This is a genomic window from Microbulbifer variabilis (genome assembly GCF_052468405.1).
Map to the genome: position 1 here is coordinate 3,607,561 of NZ_CP174343.1, position 17,839 is coordinate 3,625,399.

Sequence of the window (17,839 nt, forward strand, 5' to 3'; positions counted from 1 at the left end):
GGCATAGAAAATATTAATACACTAGCATCATCGATATAACCGCTCTCTTGGTTATAACTTCTGGAAAAAAGTTCTCTATATAGTATCCCAACCTGGGATCAACTTATCCAAGTATAGAGTTCAGTGTAGGCCACTGAGTGTCTGTCAAAGAATGACATCTATATAAGCCTGGAATGAAACAGGTAAGAGAAGTAATCTACGCTTTAGCCGATCTAATTACGAGTGTAAAAAATCCCCATCAAGGAGCCTTTCTCCAAAACTTACAATTTATCTTAGGCATATGCCAATTACGACCTCTATTCGGTTCATACCGGCGCGCCACACGGCTCCAGTGAGAACAGTATCCAGAGTTAGGGATTAGCTTCATTCGATCCTCAGTCATCAGCAACAACAACTGAGATTTAAGTAACCAATAGGTGGTCATCTAAAGAAAAATAGCCTTGAACAAAAAATCTTTTAATCTGAATAGAGAAAGACCAAGCATACCGAAGTCTTGATTACCTTTGCGAACAAAACAACAGAATCTATTCACAATACTTATAAATTTTACTTTCAGAATCAAACTCCAAGGCTGATTATTTCAGTTAAAAGATATGCATAAATGAATTGTTGAGATTTTATTCGGCTAAGAAACCTAGAAAAATTTCCCCTGGCTACTTAATTTGAGAATATCTGCTTACTACATTATTGGCTCTGCATCCTTGCGACCAGGTTCCATCTTTGAATTTTACGGCGCTGTAAAAGTAAACATTAATTTCATCAAATTACTATTCCTTTGATGTTTCTACAGCTTGATTATTTTGACATATCTGGTGCCTGAAACTGATCATAATGATCAAATTCGCAATAAACCAAAGGTCTTTAATGATAAAAATTCCACTGGATGCTAGAACCCACGGTTTTTCCCAGCTCCCGGGATAACTAAGCAGGAACGTTTGGGTAGTAACAAAAACAGCCCCACAAAGTAATACTCCAGGCCAGAAGAGTGCCCTAACATGAATACCTATAGCCAATATAACCAAGGCAAGCAGATCATAAACGCCAATAATATTGGATGCTTGCTGGACACTGAAAAAGTTATACAACCAGGACATCAATGGGGAACTATTCACCAGCCCTTCGATACCTTGGGCCTCTATAGCGGTGAATTTCATTCCTCCAATCCACAATAGAACCAAGCCAACTGGTAGAAAATTCAGCCATATATATTTCCTTGAAGGTGCAGATTTATAGCCGAGCCAGGTCAGTCCTATTACGATCAGGGAAAAATATTTTATGACTCCCTGCCCAGAACCTATAGCTGGAAAACCGCCAAGTGCGTCAATCCAGTGTGTGCTGCCAAAAAGGCTCAGCAGGGGCACTATGGATAGTGCGATGATCAAGAGCGCCAAAGGCAGGATAAATTTTTCTATAAAGATAGATAGCACAGAGAGTAGGGCAGCTATGGTGAAGATTATCGCAACAGCGGTGGCAATTCGTGAAAGTCCCGCGCCTCCTTCGAAACCATAAAATGCCATGATGGATCCCAGCCCCCCCTGCTGACCGGAGAAAAGCGCGGCTGCGAGCAATGCGAAGGAAATAGCCAGGAGGGCAAATGGTAGTTTCCGCAAACAAATATTCATCATTCAATGACCTGGAAGTAATTAAACTTTCAAGGAGCCGCCTTACGGCAATCTCCCATTCCTTATGCCTTGCCAGCAGGAGCAGCCTGATGGCAGATGCTTTGAAGGAACTTACTTACAGTTGTCGTCACGACTTCGGGAATTATTACAACTCCAACGTCTTTCACTTTGACTTAGCAGCCAGGCTTAGTCACAACTGAGCCTACTCCAGAATCAGGGTGCCTCGGTACATCTGCATCTGACAGGTAAATGGATATTCCCCAGGGTTTGCTGCCGGCAATATAACCGGAGTATCCCTGTGCAGAGTAAGCTCAGCGCTGACTTCCAAGTCTGGAAATAACACCCACTCCGAGCAGGGACTCGGATCTTCGCGAAGAAAGTGCAAGGTTGCAGCTCGGCCCGCCGGAAGGCGAATATGATCTGGCTCATATACCCCATCTTTGACCAGTATTTGCAACTTATCTGCGGTGGGCATGGCTTTGTTGGCTTTGCGCTTTGGTCCTAGCCAAAACCACCAGACAATGCCAACAATGAGCAGCAATCCCACCAGATTAACGAGTATCGCTCCCATTAGCGCACCTCCGAAGGTTTGAAAAAGCGCAGGCGATTTGCATTACTAACAACAGTTAGCGAGGAAAATGCCATTGCAGCTCCCGCCACAATCGGGCTTAGTAGCATTCCAGTTATTGGGTATAAAACCCCCGCGGCGATAGGAATGCCCAGTGTGTTATAGATAAAGGCACCAAACAGGTTCTGCTTGATATTGCGGAGGGTCGCACGGGATAGCTCTACAGCGTTGGCAACGCCGTGTAACGATGAGCGCATCAGAGTGACATCTGCACTCTCAATTGCAACATCGGTACCTGCTCCAATAGCAAAACCCACATCTGCACGAGCCAGCGCCGGCGCATCATTGATTCCATCACCTACCATGCCCACACGTTCACCACCTTCTTGTAGCTCGGCGACAATGCGCTCTTTATCCTCCGGTAAAAGATCTGCATGAACTCTATCGATCTGCAGCTTTTTGGCGACTGCCTCTGCACTCCCTTTGTTATCACCAGTCAGCATCTCGATTCTTAGTCCCAGCTTGCTCAGGCGCTCTATGGCTGCTTGAGCATCATCACGAATAGGGTCAGCTACAGCAATTATGCCTTGCAGCTCTCCGTCCACTGCGGCGTACATTACTGTACGCCCGGCCTCAGCCAAGGTATCAGCTCGGCTCCGCCAGGAAGCCAGGGGTATATTTTCTTTGTGCATTAGTTTGCTGTTACCGAGCAGCACCTTCTTGCCAGAAATAATCCCTGTCACACCGTGGGCAGTTATTGCGTGGAAGTCACTGGGAGACTGCAGCTGCAGTTCTTTTTCTTGGGCCGCGCTGACTATAGCTTCAGCCAGAGGGTGCTCAGAGCCCTGCTCCAGACTCGCGAGCAGTTGCAGTAATTCATCACTGTCACCATTGCATTCGATATCGGTAAGGCGTGGTGAGCCTTCCGTAAGGGTACCTGTTTTATCAACAACCAGGACGTCCAGATTACAGGACTGTTGCAAAGCTTTACCATTGCGTACCAGCACTCCATTTTCAGCGCCCTTCCCCACTCCCACCATTACGGATAGCGGAGTAGCGAGCCCCAAGGCACAGGGGCAGGCTATGATCAATACCGAAGTAAGCACCACCAGCATATGGGCAGCTTGGGGCTCTGGGCCGAAGTTAAACCAGATGAGAGCCGCAACAACAGCAATAATCATAACCACCGGTACAAAAATCGCAGAAATTCTATCGGCCAGGCGTGCGATGGGTACCCGCGACCCCTGGGCGTTTTTCACCATTTCAATAATCTGCGCAAGGCGTGTATCGGCTCCGACTTTTTCCGCAAGAAACAGCAGGCTACCGTTTTTATTGAGAGTACCTGCTGTCAGGCTATCCCCTTCGTCTTTTTTTACCGGGACCGGCTCACCGGTGAGCATAGACTCATCCACCAAGCTTTTGCCCTCGAGAACCCGGCCATCCACAGGAATTTTCTCCCCCGGACGCACACGCAGCTGGTCACCTTCCTGTACCTGCTCTATCGGGAGATCTACCTCTTTACCATCTCGCAACACACGAGCCGATACATCTTGTAGTTCCAGCAACTTTTCCACCGCGGCACTGGTGCGCCCACGGGCCCGCACTTCCAGGGCCTGTCCCAGGCTGATCAGGCCAATAATCATGGCACTGGCCTCAAAGTACACATGGCGAGCAGATTCTGGCAACAGATGGGGAACCAGCACCACCATCATCGAGAAAAGCCAGGCTGTACCAGTACCCAATGCAACCAAGGTATCCATAGTGGCACCGTGGTGGCGCAGCGCCTTCCAGGCCCCACTAAAGAAATGACCGCCGCAGAAAACCAGCACTGCCAGGGTAATCAGTCCTGTTGCACCCCAAGCGAGCTGCTCATTGAGGGTGTTCACAGATACTTTATCGGTAATCAGACCCCAGGCCATCAGCGGTACGCCCACCCCCAAGGCGAAGGCTGAGCGCCACAACAGCTGGCGATAATGTTGCTGTTCGTGGGCTCTTTGCTCGGCGCGCTGATCACGCTCACTGCTCTTTGCTATCTCGGCGTCATAGCCCGCGGAACGCACCGCCTCAATACAAGTCTGAGGTTCTGCTTTGCCGTGAACTATAAGGGTTTTGTCAGCAAGATTTACCCTGGCATCCTCTACACCACCAGCTTGCCGTACCGCACCTTCGATCTTGTTTACACAGCCGGCGCAACTCACGCCGCTGAGGCGGAACACCATTTGTGCTGAATGCTGCTTCTTGGCCATATTGCTCTCCCTCAAAACCGTTTCTGGCGACAAAGTTACAACCTTCCCGCTAGGGTAAGGCAACAGTTTGCGCCAGCAATCCCTTCTTTTATAGGGTTCGGCCGCCAATCTTCAGCTTAGTGTTTTGCTCAAAGACTTGGAGCTACGCACAAGGCGAGTGCAAAGGCCGCGCAAGCCCTTCTCCGGGGTGTTATTATCGCGCCATGAAACACCCCCTGCTCCCTGAAAGACCCCTGAGTATCTCACCGACTCTGGCTGCAACCGTTGGCCTGGAGGAGGCTGTATTGCTCACAGCGCTCGGCGACTTGACGCCTTTCCTACCCTTGGAGCCTTATGGGGGGCGGGATTGGTACACAGCACAGGGAGAACAGCTATACCTGCTACTACCCTTTTGGCAAGCAGCGGATATCCAGCGTGTGGCTACCAGCCTGCGTAACCAGGGTGCACTGTTACTCGGTGCTGCCCCTTTTGGCAGTAGCGAAATCCTGAAATTTGCCCTGCCGGGAGAATACAAACACCCTATAGCGACACCGCCAACTCCCCAGGTCCAAATCCCACCGAGCCGCAGTGCCAATACTATTGCACCAGGCTGGCAGCCCGATGCAGAGACCATGGCGCGTATCAGCCAGCTGGGCATCCCCGAACACTTTGTGCGCGAGCAGTTACCGGAATTTGTAACCTACTGGCGTGAACGCGCCGAGCCGCGACACTCCTTTGGTTCACTATTCCTACGCCAGGTTAAAGGCAAGTGGGAGGCTTTTCGCGCCACCGCTCAACGCAAGCAAGCCCTGCCGGATAACTGGCAACCGAGCAACGACACCTTGCGAAAACTGGCCGACGAGGGTGTGCCCAGTACATTTGTCAGCCGCGGCCTGCAGCGTTTCCTCGATTACCACCGCTCCAGTGGCAAACAATCCATATCCTGGGATCTGGAATTCAATGACTGGATCATGGAAGACTGGGAAAAGCAGGAAACCCCATTTATTGAAAAGCGTAAACCCACCGCGATGACCCGTGACTGGCAACCCAGTGAACATACCTGGGAGCAGTTACAACGCCTGGCCATTAATCCGCGCTTTGCCGCAGAGCTACTGCCAGAATTTATCTATAAATGGACTGAGCGAGGTGGCCACAGCGCACGCTGGGGGGAGCTGTTTATTGAATACGCTCGAGAGGAGTGGGCCTACTACTGCCAGGGTATTGAGAAAAACCCTGTGGCCAAACCTATTCCACGCAACTGGCAACCTGGGGGCGACTGTCTGAGTCACCTGGTGAATCAATGCGAGATCGACCGAGATTTTGCCCTGTCGCTAGTAGCGGAATTTATTATTTACTGGCGCGGCCAAAACGCCGCACGCAAAAGCTGGGACGCCGTTTTTGTGCGTCACGCACGCCACCAGTGGGCGGAGCGCAACAAATTGGCAATAGGAAACTCTTATGGCAACCCACAAGACTCCAATAGCAGCGCAAACCAGCGCACCCGCGACCGATCAATCGGCGACATACTCACAGACACAAACTGGTAGTGGACAGAGCCAGGAACAAGTCAACGAAAAGAAGCGTGCAATCAACGAAGTATTCGCACTGTTTAAGTTAAACTATCATAACCAGTTCAGTGCTGCCTTCCCGGACACAGAAACTCTACACCATGCCAAGCGCCTATGGCTGGAAGCTTTACTCTCATTTGCCCCCGAAGACATTATGCAAGGCGCAAAGCGTGCGATCCTCCAGAGCGAATACTTGCCCACAGTGCACAAAATGCTGCAGCTCTGTGCCGCCGGCGAAAATGGCCTACCGGAATCCCGCGCGGCTTACCGTGAAGCCTGCAATGCTCCCAGTCCAAAAACCAATCACAGGTGGAGCCACCCTGCAGTTTATCATGCCGGACGCGAGTCTAATTGGTTCTTCCTCGCCAATAATCCCGAATCCGTAGCCTACTCCGTATTTGCAGAGCACTATCGCAAGTTTTGTGCTCGAGTGTTAGAGGGAGAAAAGCTTCCGGCCCCGGAGCAGTTGAAGCTGGAGGAAAAGCCCGGCACCCCACTCTCCAAGGAAGAAAATGCACAAAAAATGGCGGAGCTACGCGCGGAACTGGGAATCTGACCTAAGACCAGGATATTTTTAGTAAGCCGGCAAATCCATGTCGGCGGCAACTTCTGGCTCCACATTCTCCTAAAAAGATAACAGAAGAAATTGTTTAGAATTTAACATTTAGATACACCAAAATCCCTCAATAATAATTAGAGGAAAGTATTCCTAAGATACTTAAGGATCATTAAAAAGGACCCATTAATGAAACTAAAAATCTTACTACCCATCCTTATCTCATCTTTCCTGCCACTCCAAACCTTTGCAGTCACGGACCATTCTCACAACCTCACCAGTATTTCTGATGAAGATGTTGCACATCAACGTGCAAACCTGGCAAAGAACACACAAGGAAGAGGTTTTGGACCCCAATCTCCCCGCGATATTGACCTCATTGAAGGTAGGAATACCATTTCTTTTAGTTTGGCCCCTGCCTACTCCAGCATGAATCTTTGTAATATCCACTTTCATAAAAATGCCGAACATAAAGGAGGGGAATTTACTATCTTTGCTGGGAATGGAAATGGCCTTGGATACGACACTGGCTTTAAATTTTCCGGAAGCCTGTCAGCGGCTGAGCTAGCAGCTATCAATCAAGATATTTGCCCCAGTGAACATGGCGGATTGCGCCCAGGTGATACCATTGAAGTTCACTATGTTCATTCATCTGCCAAAACCATACCTGGCCCCTCCCTGGGCGCCTGCCTGAATGACTCAGTCAGGAACCCCCAGTTACGGGTTGAAGCTCAGGTTTACGTACTGGTGAATGACCACAATGCCCTTGATTTCAGAGAACTGACAAAGCTCGGAGAGCATAAAGGGTTTCATCAAGCAGTAAATATTCCAGCTAACACCGGACTGCCAATTCAATATCCAGGCTCAACAACTGGCCCTGGATATAATGAACAAGGTTCTCCTTTCCAAGTAACCTGGAGCGTCAGGCCTCGTGTTGCAAAGGTCAATATTAAATCAGTAGACAATTGGTGCCGTGAAAATGTATTCAATGAAGATCATGCCCACGGCGTAAGAAATCTTATTACAAATCCAGACCTTCTTTCTGGGGTTAATCCATAACCTTGATCAAAGCACCGGAATATCTATAGTTCTAGCCTAGGGAGTGCTTACTTAAATAAGCACTCCTAAAATAAGCAACCAGAGTCTGGAAATGTGTTACGCCACACCCTAATTCAATACGCTCGCCCCCAACACCTTCCAACATATACAACTTATAAATTATTAAATCTCACCTTAAAAATCATCATCCCATAATATCGATTTGGAGAAGCATTCACCACGGCATACCGACAAACTGAATCAAAAATCATATGACAAACACTGTATCTATATACAGCAAAATGACACTGAAGTAATTTTACTTTCTTTACGAAAGAAATTTCATGCAAAGCCTTGACAAGTTAACCATATAGCCACCTAACTTTCTGTATGTTATTTTTATGGATACCGAGCCCCTATGTGACATCCATATGCAAAAAATATTAGCTTTATCGACCATATTGTTTTTTGGCTTTATTTTGTGGGTAATTTACTTAGCTAACACAGGCAGCAGCAGTATATTTTTTGAACTGGTGAGAGCTATCCCCTACGGGGATAAAATCGGGCACATAGTATTATTTGGCACGCTTACATTAATCTTGACGCTGTCTTCAAGGAAAAAATTTTACTGTCTGGGCTCCATACATATTTACTATGGGGCGATAGCAGTATTTCTTTTTGCTTTAAGTGAAGAAGTCACACAGGCTTTCCTCCCCTCCAGAACCTTTGACTTCATTGATTTAGCAGCTGATCTTATCGGTATAGGTATAGCGAACATTACGGTTAATCTCTTACAAAGAAGAGAAAAGTACATTTGAATACGAATGGAAAAATTTACTTTTTCCATCCTTTTAAAAAAATTTATTGATGAGCAGCCATCTGACAATTTCGGATGGCCGCTGGAAATAGAAGCGCAAGCAGAACAATAAAACTATCAGTTTGCTGTAGCGGAAGATAGATTCAATATATTTTCAATTTTCTGCCAGGAAACCAGCTTAAAGTTTTGCCTACCACTTGGCATACGGTTTCTTCCATCCTGAACCACTAATAACCCCATTGGGAATTCAGTACCAAGGTTTGCACCAGTTACGGCCAGGCCATCAGTCTCTGAGCTGGCATCTATACCTAACTCCCTGTTCATGTCCACACGGAAATTACCGATAAACTCAGTCCCAGAGCGACTGAATAATGCATAGCTGTTGTTCCCCTGGCTAGATGCCACCAGATATCCACTATCTTCATGCAGATATAAGGCCAGCCCCTCTACATCAGCCACTAGACTTTTAGTATTAACCTCCGCTACAAGTTTAGGCTTACCCATCCCGGCACTGTATCTGTGCAAATCCAGCTTCCATATTCCCCTGTCTTCTTCACCGTAGAAAAGCCGGCCATTCTGGGCATCGACAACGCACCCTTCTACCTGACCCTCGACAGGTAAACGGGATACGTGTTTAAGTTGCCAATTTCTAGCATCTTGACCCAAGTGAATATCCAGCTGATGTAGCTCTCCCTCCTTATCAGATACCCAGACGCTAAGCCGGCTATCCATATAATAAAGGCACAAGCCATAGGGGTCCTTCATATTCAGTTTCTGTAATCCCAGATATTCAACTTTCCCTGATTTTTCTATGGCAAATAAGTCAATACCCGGCGTGGAGCGGTTGGAAGCTGCTGCAATTGCACTATAAGTAGGATGCTGTATTTCGCTGATATCTACATTATTCACTCGCCCTACGGCAAATTGCTGCACCAGTTGCCCGGATAAACCATAGATATTTAAGCCATGTTTTTTATCAGTGCCCAGAATTAAGCTTTGCTCAGGGTGAAGCCGATTCACCCAAATAGCTGGATCATCTGCAGCGTCTCCAGCTGAAGAAACCGGCTGTGTTTGGGCACTGGCAGGAATACGCGGTATGAATTCATCCACCAGTTGCAGGTCAGGATGTTCAGGAGGATTGAGAGGTTCATACTCAAAGTACAGAAGGGAATCTACTTCCTCATCCAAAACCACAATATTTTTGCCTATAACGCCAACAGAAGCTGGATAATAATTACTATCAATATAGATAGTCTGATCAGACCCTTCTTGTAAATTTTTTAACTCATAGCCTTGCAGGCGAGCATCCGCTGTTAACCATAAATAATTGCCAGAGTGATCAATCCAAAGGCCGCCAAAATCCTCCCCGAGTTGATCTGCTTGCATGAGTAATTTTCTTTCCTCATCCTTTTCAGCATCAGCATTCATACTGATAATACCGATTGGCGGCTGGGAGAAGAGCAGCTTCTCATTAAAGGGAGCGACTGCACATGCATTCACCTGCTCACCAAAATACAGGGGGCGAATTTCTACAAGCTCCCATGTAGAAGGTCCAGGGCTTACCAGGTATTCGTGCCCTAACCCATCATCTCCAATAGTAAATAGATGAGTACGATCATTATTCTGATAAAAACACAGGGCGCTTTGCGGAGAGATTTCATCACGGCCGCCAAGATACTGCAAAACTGGTTTGCGATCGATCCCTCCCTTTAACTTGTAAAGTTTCACCTCTGCAGATAGCTCATCATAGGCTGCCACAAGGAGGCTGCCTTGTGACAAACTTTGTATAGCCAAAGTTTCTACCCGGCCAGGAGCAGATACCAGGTGATCTCCATTGCTATCTAGTAATAAGACGCCTTTATTTTTACTGGCAATTAATAGTGCACTCTTTCCCGGAAACTGAACGGGTAACATCTGTTCAGCTCCAATGCCCTGGAGATCGATTTTTTCTATCGGCTGCACCTTTTTGACACGTAAAACCTGATCCCAACGAGCATCACAACCTCCGAGAATACTACTCAGTAAAAGGCAAATCAGGAGGTAGTACTTATTTTTCATGGTAATCCACCAGCAGAAAATATAAACCCCGCTACTAAATAGGGGGTTGGCAATACCTATTAAAATTTTAGAAAGTGCTATAACTCAAACCCAGTGCATAGGTTGGACCATACTCCTCATACTGGCCATTAAAGCCTGAATTATGTGCGTAGTAAGGCTCATCAGTGAGGTTCACCCCGGTAAAGGTCAGTTGCAGTCCGTTATCGAAACGATAGCGTGCGGATAAGTCCAACTGTAGATGATCATCCTCATAGCGATCAGCAGTAGAATTCTCCAAATCCACCTCCAATAAACGCTCGCTGCGATAAGCAGCTGATAACCGCATGCTAAATGCATCGCGCTCATAACCCATCACAAAATTAGCCACCAGATCTGCTTGCGAAGGCAAAGAAATCTTATCGCTACGCTCCCTATCTGGCCCCAGGCCCAAGCGTGCTTCAGAGTCTGTCACAGTGGCATTTGCGCGTAACAGGAACCCGTTTTCGAAACCCCTGGTCCAAGCCAGCTCCATACCATTGAGACGGGCGGAATCACCATTTACCGGTTGTAATACTTCAGCCTCGTCAACACTCAAATTCCCCACATACTGACTGTAATCCACAACACTGGAAACATCGGACAGAACAATGAAATTGTCGATACGCTTGTGGAATAACCCCAGGGAGAGCATACCCAAATGGTCTGCATAGTACTCGGCAGAGAAGTCCAGATTGCGCGACTGGTACGGATCTAGCGCAGGATTACCGGCCTCCACTTCCAGCTTGTCATCGTCATACTCTATCTTGGCCGGCGATGGGTTCAGGTGTCCGAAGGATGGGCGCGAAAGAGACTCACTATAAGCCGCACGCAAAACAATATTATCGTTGTAGTCATATTTATAATTTACACTGGGAAAGAAGTCATCATAATCGCGCTGATAGCGTATCCCAGCTGCATAAACCTCGTCGGCAATTTCCTGTGCACCGGGTACCGGCTCTTCAGACTCGACAACTTGCACACCCTCAGCGGTAAAGTCTGTGCGCTCGTAGCGAACCCCAAATACCAGCTGCGACTGGTCAAACTCAATCGTATTCATAACGTAGAACGCACGGATATCTTCCTGCATATTGTAATCGCGCGCGGAAGACAAAGCCGTTTCAGTTTCATCAACTTCAAAATCGTCAATATGACTGTTAATAAAGTAATTTAAACTGCCGCTACTAACCCCAGGGCCAAAGCTATCCAAGCCGTAGTCGATGTCATTGCGAACAAAATCTGCGAGGGTGTAGTCTCCCGCAAAATCCTTATACACGGTCGCATTCAAGTCTCCACTCTTCTCACGCTGTCGCTCGTGTATGCCAAACTGGATAACTGATGGATTACCGGCCCACTGAATTTCCCGGCTAATGTCGAAACGCAGGCTCAGCTCTTTATCCTCTGTAAAGTTATCTTCAATGACGAGCTCATCCAATTGATAACTGGACGGGTCTAAAACTCGCTGCGCATCTTCTGCGCCCACTGCCATACGCGGCGTTTTATCTGCCTCTACATAGCCAATGCGCACAGGCTCCAATGCAAAATCTGTATCTCGTCGGTGAGGTTCAGACTCCTCCGCATGGGAATATCCCAGTGCATAGGAGATATCCACCTGATCAAAATTATGCTCACCACCGAAAACAGAGGAGATGATTTCCTGCTCTTCCAGCCGGTCCTTCAAAGACTTTTCCAGTGCAGCTTCCTGCCACTGTGCGGAGTTCCTTGAAATCGTTTCCGGCTCATCCCGCCTGGCATCCAACTTCCAGGAGTTGCGCTGGCGAATTTCCTTGTCGGAAAATTCTGAATAGAGATTGTGGAAGTACATACGTGAGCGATCACTAAGATCCAGATCGAAGTTGGCAGCAACACCTGTTCGCTCGCGGGTAATGGAATAATCACGCTGTTCGATCTCTGTCGCACCAATGCCGGTAGTACCATCCTCAGCCGTAAATTCCTGCCAGGTACCATCAGTCTCAATATTTTCCGAACCGAAATTCCGCTCTTGATGGCTGAGGGCCAGGGCCACGCCAAATCGTCGATCGCCACTCAAATCAAAGACATTGGTTAAAGTGGCTGCGACTTTGGGACTATTTTCCCCCTGAAGTTCACTGTAACTGTTCTCAGCACTGAACTTATAGCGACGGCCATCATAATCGAGCGCATTAAGGCTTTTGATTTCAATAGCGCCGCCAATAGAGTCTGCACTCATGTCGGGAGTCAGGGTTTTAAAAACCTCCAGGCTGGCGAGTAGGTCTGAGGGAATGACATCCAGGGCGACCGCGCGACTATCTGTTTCCGGGGCCGGCAGGTTAATTCCATTTATTGTTGCCGCGTTCAAGTTAGGATCAATACCGCGCACACCCACAAAGCGTCCCTCCCCCTGATCACGGGCAATAAAAACCCCCGGCATCCTCTGTAAGGCTTCAGTAACATTGGCATCTGGAAGCTCACCGATTGCATCAGATGTCTGCACTGCAACCAGCTTATTCGCATCCCTCTGGCGATCCAGGTCACTGCGCGCGTTACTTGCCTGGGCAGTGACGACCACAGTCTCCATAACCTGTGAATCCTGGTTTTGTGCACTTGCATTTGCGCTCATAATTGCAGCGGCAAGTGCCGTAACTGATGTACCTAGCAGCCGTAAACTGATGATCTTATATTTCATAAAGCACCCACTCCCGTCATTGCCAGTGGCGTATTAGATTGGGCGCAGACTAGTAGGCGTTTATGACCCTTCAGTGACGTTTTTTTTAAGCTGTCATCAAGCTTTCAGAAAAAATTGTAAATATCTGTGCCAATCAACCAAAGGGCCAAACAATCAGGCCTGAAAAATGAGTTATAGAGCAGTGACTCCGGTCATAGACTTTTAAGCAGAAATTCCCACTTAACCAATGAGATTCGCCGAGCCAGCGATCCAGAACCAGTAACCCAAAATGGAGTGGAGTATGAGCGACCAACCCAGTAACCCAACACGGCGCAAACTGCTCAAAACCTTGGGTACTGTGACCGCCGCGGGTACAGCAAGCTCAGTATTACCCGGCTGTATTGCGGAACACAGCGCTGAAAGGGAAAGCCTTACTTTTTCTGAAATTCCTCATTCGCTGGATTTCCAACACCACCTGCCGGAACACTACAGCGCCGATATCCTTTTGCGCTGGGGAGATCCAATTCAGGAAACCGATACTCCATTTCACCCGGAGAAACTGGATGCCGCAGAACAGGGACAGCGATTCGGCTACAACAATGATTTCATTGCATTTATGCCTCTGGCTGACAATGTCGAACCTTCACGTGGGGATTTACAACTGCAAAGCGGCAATAGCAACCGCGGACTACTGTGTGTAAATCACGAATATACTCAACCCCACTTAATGTTCCCCGGCTATAACGACGAATACAGTGCCACTCGTGGGGTTAGTTCTGAGCATGTCGCGATAGAGCAGGCGGCCTGTGGTCACTCCGTGGTGGAAATTGAGCGCAGTAGCAACGGGTGGCGTACCGTGCTGGACAGTCCTTATAACCGCCGAATAACCATGACTACCGCCATGGATATCAGTGGGCCAGCGGCAGGAAACAGGCGATTGAAAACCGCAGCCGACCCCAGCGGTACCCAAGTGCTGGGCACCATAGGGAATTGTGCCGGGGGCAAGACGCCTTGGGGTACTGTCCTTATTGCTGAGGAAGGGTTCGGTGGCGCTTTCCAGGGTAACCCACAAGAAGTCGAAGACCCCAGGGAGGCCCAGAACCACCATCGCTTTGGCATAAGCCCAAGAAACCGTAATTTGGGTGACTACGATCGCCGCTTTGACATTCAAGCGGAGCCCAACGAGCCAAACCGTTTTGGCTGGATGGTAGAATACGATCCCTATGATCCCCAATCTAAGCCGCGCAAGCTCACTACCCTCGGCCGCTTTGAGCACGAGGGCTTCACCCTGGTGTGTAAACCCGGTCAGGCGGTGGTGGCCTACGGAGGCGATGATGACGAACACCAGTTCGTCTATCGCTTTGTCTCCAGGGGTATTTATCAACCTGAGGATTACCAGGCCAACAGGGAACTTCTTACTGAAGGCACTCTCTATGCCGCCAGGTTCGATGAAAATGGTCACGGGCAGTGGTTAGCCCTGATTTATGGCCAGGGATCTCTCAACAGCGATAATGGTTTTCACAATCAGGCAGATGTACTGATCGATGCACGGCGTGCGGCAGCCCTGTTAGGCGCAACCCCCATGGATCGCCCCGAAGATGTGGAAACCAACCCCCATAACGACTGCACTTATGTCATGCTGACGAAGAATAAGAAGCGCCAGAAAGATGAAATCGATGCTGCCAACCCTCGCGCTAAAAATGTTGCAGGCCATGTATTGGAAATAGTACCACCGGGTAAAAATGGTAATCGTGACCACACCAGTGATCGTTTTCAGTGGCAACAGTTTTTACTGGGGGGAAACCCAAATGCAGAACGCCCAGAAGAGAGAGGTGCCTACGGCCAGCAGGCCAGCTACAACATTTCCGCCAATGGCTGGTTTGCCAACCCGGATAATGTCGCGTTTGATAGCCACGGCAATATGTGGATTGCCACTGATGGCTGTGAGCGCTTTGGATTCCATGATGGGCTCTGGGCCATGGCGACAGAAGGGCCCCTGCGCGCTGCACCAAAACACTTCTTCGGCTGCCCCAGAGGTGCAGAGGTTTGTGGACCGGAATTTACACCCGATGGCACAACCCTTTTCATAGCAGTGCAGCATCCCGCCGAAGCGCGTAACTCCACATATGAAAATCCCATACACCGCTGGCCGGACAATGACCCCAAATTGCCACCACGTCCATCCGTATTGGCAATCTACAGGGACGATGGTAAAGAGGTTGGCAGCTAACTTCACAATCAATTAAGACGGCGTCAGTATTGCTAAAATTAACTCTAAGTATATTTTTTTACCGGCTTGCCGCCTGTAGTCTCTCCTAAGAGCGCAGGCTTTGTGGTTGAGGTTAGCCATGCAAACTACATTTATCGCTGCTTTACGCCACATTGGCGTCACTCTGGCAGTTGCTGCTGTATGCCTGCTACCCCAGATCAACGCACAAACCTCTGAGTCCACCATTAATCTGCGCGGCAGTGGAGCCCGTTTCCCCCACCCAGTCTACGTCGACTGGTTTCGACAGTTTACCCACCAGGATAACGATATATTCGTGCACTACGGATTAAGTGCCAGCACAGATGGTATCCGGGATTTCCTGGGAAATACGGTAGACTTTGCTGCCTCAGATATTGCCATCGAGATTGACAGGCTAGAGGGCTTAAAGGGAGGAGCCGTAGTACTACCTGTCACCGCTATTCAGCTTGTATTGATATTCAACCTGCCGGGCATTGAGGCGTTAAAACTTTCCAGGGATGCCTATGCAAATATCTTTTTAGGTAAGGTCCAAACCTGGGACCACCCCAGTATTGCTGCCAGTAACCCTGAAATACAGTTACCTAACACTGAAATAACGGTGGTAACTCATACTGAGAGTTCTGGCGCCTCTTATCTTTTCTCCGGGCATCTGAGTAATATCAATGATGAATTTCGCGAAAACATCGGAATAAGCCAAGCGCCTAACTGGCCCAGACAGCCCGGTTTCGAGCGGGCCGCAGGTAGCCAGGGAGTGGCGGCTAAGGTCAGAGCGACCCCAGGTTCCATAGGCTTTATAGACCACTGCTTTGCCGAAGTTACCAATCTCCCTGAAGCACTGCTGGAAAACCGTTCGGGGAATTACATTGAGGCCAATGTAGAGAGCGGCACTGCAGCATTGGAAGAGGTTGAATTTCCTGAAGGCAAGCTACCAGGCAGTAACGCCCCTAACCTGATTGCCTGGGTTTGGGATCCCGCTGCTGAGGGCGCCTATCCAATTACCAGTTTCTCTTGGCTATTGCTTTACGCGGAGCAGGACGATAGTAAAGCCAAAGCTCTACGCAAAATGTTGTCATTTATTCTACATGCCAACTCCCAGGCAAAGGCAGGTGAGTTAGGGCTGGTGCCCTTACCGGAACACGTTCGGGAGAAAGTGCTGAGCGCCATAGATTTTGTCCAATAAATCAAAGATGTATTTAGATTTATTTCCCTTGAAATCAACTTATATTAACTCAGTGGTGACACCAAGCTCCCTACCCTCCTGCTAAAATTGAATTTGAAGCCAAGTTTTACCCGGCTCGCCATCAGGAATCGATTAAGGTACTGGCGGCCCTTTAGTTGAGGTTTTCCATGCTATCGAGGTATGCCACTACTTTATGCCGCCTGGCTGCCACTCTTTCAGCCGCTATTTTTGGCGCAATTTTCTCTCTTTCCTCCCTGGCCCAAGTACCGGAAAACCCTATCAACTTACGTGGAAGTGGCGCAAGTTTCCCATATCCCATTTACGTGGAATGGTTTCGTCAATTTACTCATCGAGAAAATAATATTTTTATTTTCTATGAAATGAGCAGCAGTGGTGATGGTATCAGGGACTTTCTTGGACACACAGTGGACTTCGCCGCATCCGATGCAGCGATTGATGTTGATGAATTAAGACGTTTAAAACAGGGCGCTGTGGTCTTGCCGGTAACCGCGGGAGAGGTGGTACTGGTATTCAACCTTCCAGGCATCGAAAAGCTGAAACTATCCAGGAAAGCCTATACAGGGATTTTTCTGGGTAAAATAAGAAACTGGGATGATTCACTGATCGTTGCGGATAACCCCGATATCACGTTGCCACGAACACCGATCAGCGTGGTCACGCGTTCAGAAAGTTCTGGTACCTCTTATATTTTTTCCGGTCACTTAAGCGCTATCAGTAAGGAATTTCGTGAGAAGGTTGGCCTGGATAGAGTTCCCAACTGGCCTAAGCTTCCCAGCTTCAAGCGCGCACCGGGAAATCAGGGCGTAGCTGCCAGAGTAAGGAAAATCCCTGGCGCCATCGGCTATGTCGAGCATGGCTTTGCCGAGATCGTCAACCTGCCAATCGCAACACTGGAAAATCATGCGGGTAACTATATCGAAGCCAGCGCAGAAAGTGGTGTTGCAGCACTAAAAGAGGCCGAATTTCCCAACACCGAACTACCAGTAAGTGGCGCTCCCAATTTGATCACCTGGGTTTGGGACCCAGAAGCGAAGGACGCCTATCCAATCACCAGTTTTTCCTGGCTATTACTCTACTCGGACCAAGAAGATGATAAAGCCAAGGCCCTGAGGCAATTACTGGTATTTATGTTGAGCAGGAAATCCCAGTCGGAAGCGGGCAAGCTTGGATTAGTGCCACTGCCAGAGGATGTACGATTAAAAGTTTTAAATGCTGTTACCTTTGTGCAGTAGAATCCGTTACAAATTTAAATAACGAAATTGAATTTAAGACGATGAAT

Annotated in this window: 12 protein-coding genes; 7 read left to right on the top strand and 5 right to left on the bottom strand. The window is 48.4% G+C overall.

The features are described 5' to 3' along the window. Positions 1-767 precede the first annotated feature (767 nt). The 3 genes from ACJJJB_RS16365 to ACJJJB_RS16375 all read right to left on the bottom strand — a co-directional run bounded on the left by ACJJJB_RS16365 (position 768) and on the right by ACJJJB_RS16375 (position 4,436). A complete protein-coding gene (locus tag ACJJJB_RS16365; RefSeq protein WP_020414461.1) occupies positions 768-1,625 on the bottom strand; it encodes a DUF417 family protein in 858 nt (285 codons plus the stop codon). A gap of 199 nt (positions 1,626-1,824) precedes the next feature. After that, positions 1,825-2,193, bottom strand: coding sequence for a cupredoxin domain-containing protein (locus tag ACJJJB_RS16370; protein ID WP_020414460.1), 369 nt, complete (start codon positions 2,191-2,193; stop codon positions 1,825-1,827). Beyond that, entirely contained in the window at positions 2,193-4,436 is a 2,244-nt protein-coding gene (locus ACJJJB_RS16375) for a heavy metal translocating P-type ATPase (protein ID WP_020414459.1), read from the bottom strand. The genes ACJJJB_RS16370 and ACJJJB_RS16375 overlap by 1 nt, the downstream gene beginning before the upstream one ends. Positions 4,437-4,639: 203 nt before the next feature. Here ACJJJB_RS16375 and ACJJJB_RS16380 point away from each other — a divergent pair, with 203 nt between their 5' ends. From ACJJJB_RS16380 to ACJJJB_RS16395, 4 genes are all read left to right on the top strand, one after another. Continuing rightward, positions 4,640-5,962, top strand: coding sequence for a DnaT-like ssDNA-binding domain-containing protein (locus tag ACJJJB_RS16380; protein ID WP_020414458.1), 1,323 nt, complete (start codon positions 4,640-4,642; stop codon positions 5,960-5,962). After that, positions 5,874-6,539 carry a replication protein P gene (locus ACJJJB_RS16385; protein WP_020414457.1) on the top strand — a complete coding sequence of 222 codons (666 nt, stop codon included), beginning with the start codon at positions 5,874-5,876 and terminating at the stop codon, positions 6,537-6,539. Before ACJJJB_RS16380 ends, ACJJJB_RS16385 begins: the two co-directional genes overlap by 89 nt. A 189-nt stretch (positions 6,540-6,728) precedes the next feature. Beyond that, positions 6,729-7,598: a delta-class carbonic anhydrase gene (locus ACJJJB_RS16390; RefSeq protein ID WP_282952380.1), complete on the top strand. Its 870-nt coding sequence runs from the start codon at positions 6,729-6,731 to the stop codon at positions 7,596-7,598. 410 nt (positions 7,599-8,008) lie between these two features. Beyond that, on the top strand, positions 8,009-8,395 hold the full coding sequence (locus tag ACJJJB_RS16395; RefSeq protein ID WP_020414455.1) for a VanZ family protein: 387 nt from the start codon (positions 8,009-8,011) through the stop codon (positions 8,393-8,395). A gap of 116 nt (positions 8,396-8,511) precedes the next feature. Here the strand turns inward: ACJJJB_RS16395 and ACJJJB_RS16400 are convergent, their stop codons facing one another. Beyond that, on the bottom strand, positions 8,512-10,452 hold the full coding sequence (locus ACJJJB_RS16400) for a phytase (RefSeq protein ID WP_445365169.1): 1,941 nt from the start codon (positions 10,450-10,452) through the stop codon (positions 8,512-8,514). 67 nt (positions 10,453-10,519) lie between these two features. Further along, complete coding sequence (locus ACJJJB_RS16405; protein WP_445365170.1) at positions 10,520-13,132, bottom strand: TonB-dependent receptor; 2,613 nt, start codon at positions 13,130-13,132, stop codon at positions 10,520-10,522. A 280-nt stretch (positions 13,133-13,412) separates the two neighbouring features. Here ACJJJB_RS16405 and ACJJJB_RS16410 point away from each other — a divergent pair, with 280 nt between their 5' ends. The 3 genes from ACJJJB_RS16410 (at position 13,413) to pstS (ACJJJB_RS16420) (ending at position 17,792) form a co-directional block, all read left to right on the top strand. After that, a complete protein-coding gene (locus ACJJJB_RS16410; RefSeq protein ID WP_445365171.1) occupies positions 13,413-15,341 on the top strand; it encodes a PhoX family protein in 1,929 nt (642 codons plus the stop codon). Between the two features lie 118 nt (positions 15,342-15,459). Then, a complete protein-coding gene (gene pstS / locus ACJJJB_RS16415) occupies positions 15,460-16,539 on the top strand; it encodes a phosphate ABC transporter substrate-binding protein PstS (protein ID WP_020414450.1) in 1,080 nt (359 codons plus the stop codon). A gap of 167 nt (positions 16,540-16,706) precedes the next feature. Further along, the gene (pstS, locus tag ACJJJB_RS16420; RefSeq protein ID WP_445365172.1) at positions 16,707-17,792 is read left to right on the top strand and encodes a phosphate ABC transporter substrate-binding protein PstS; all 1,086 of its coding nucleotides are present in this window, start codon (positions 16,707-16,709) and stop codon (positions 17,790-17,792) included. Positions 17,793-17,839: the final 47 nt, after the last annotated feature.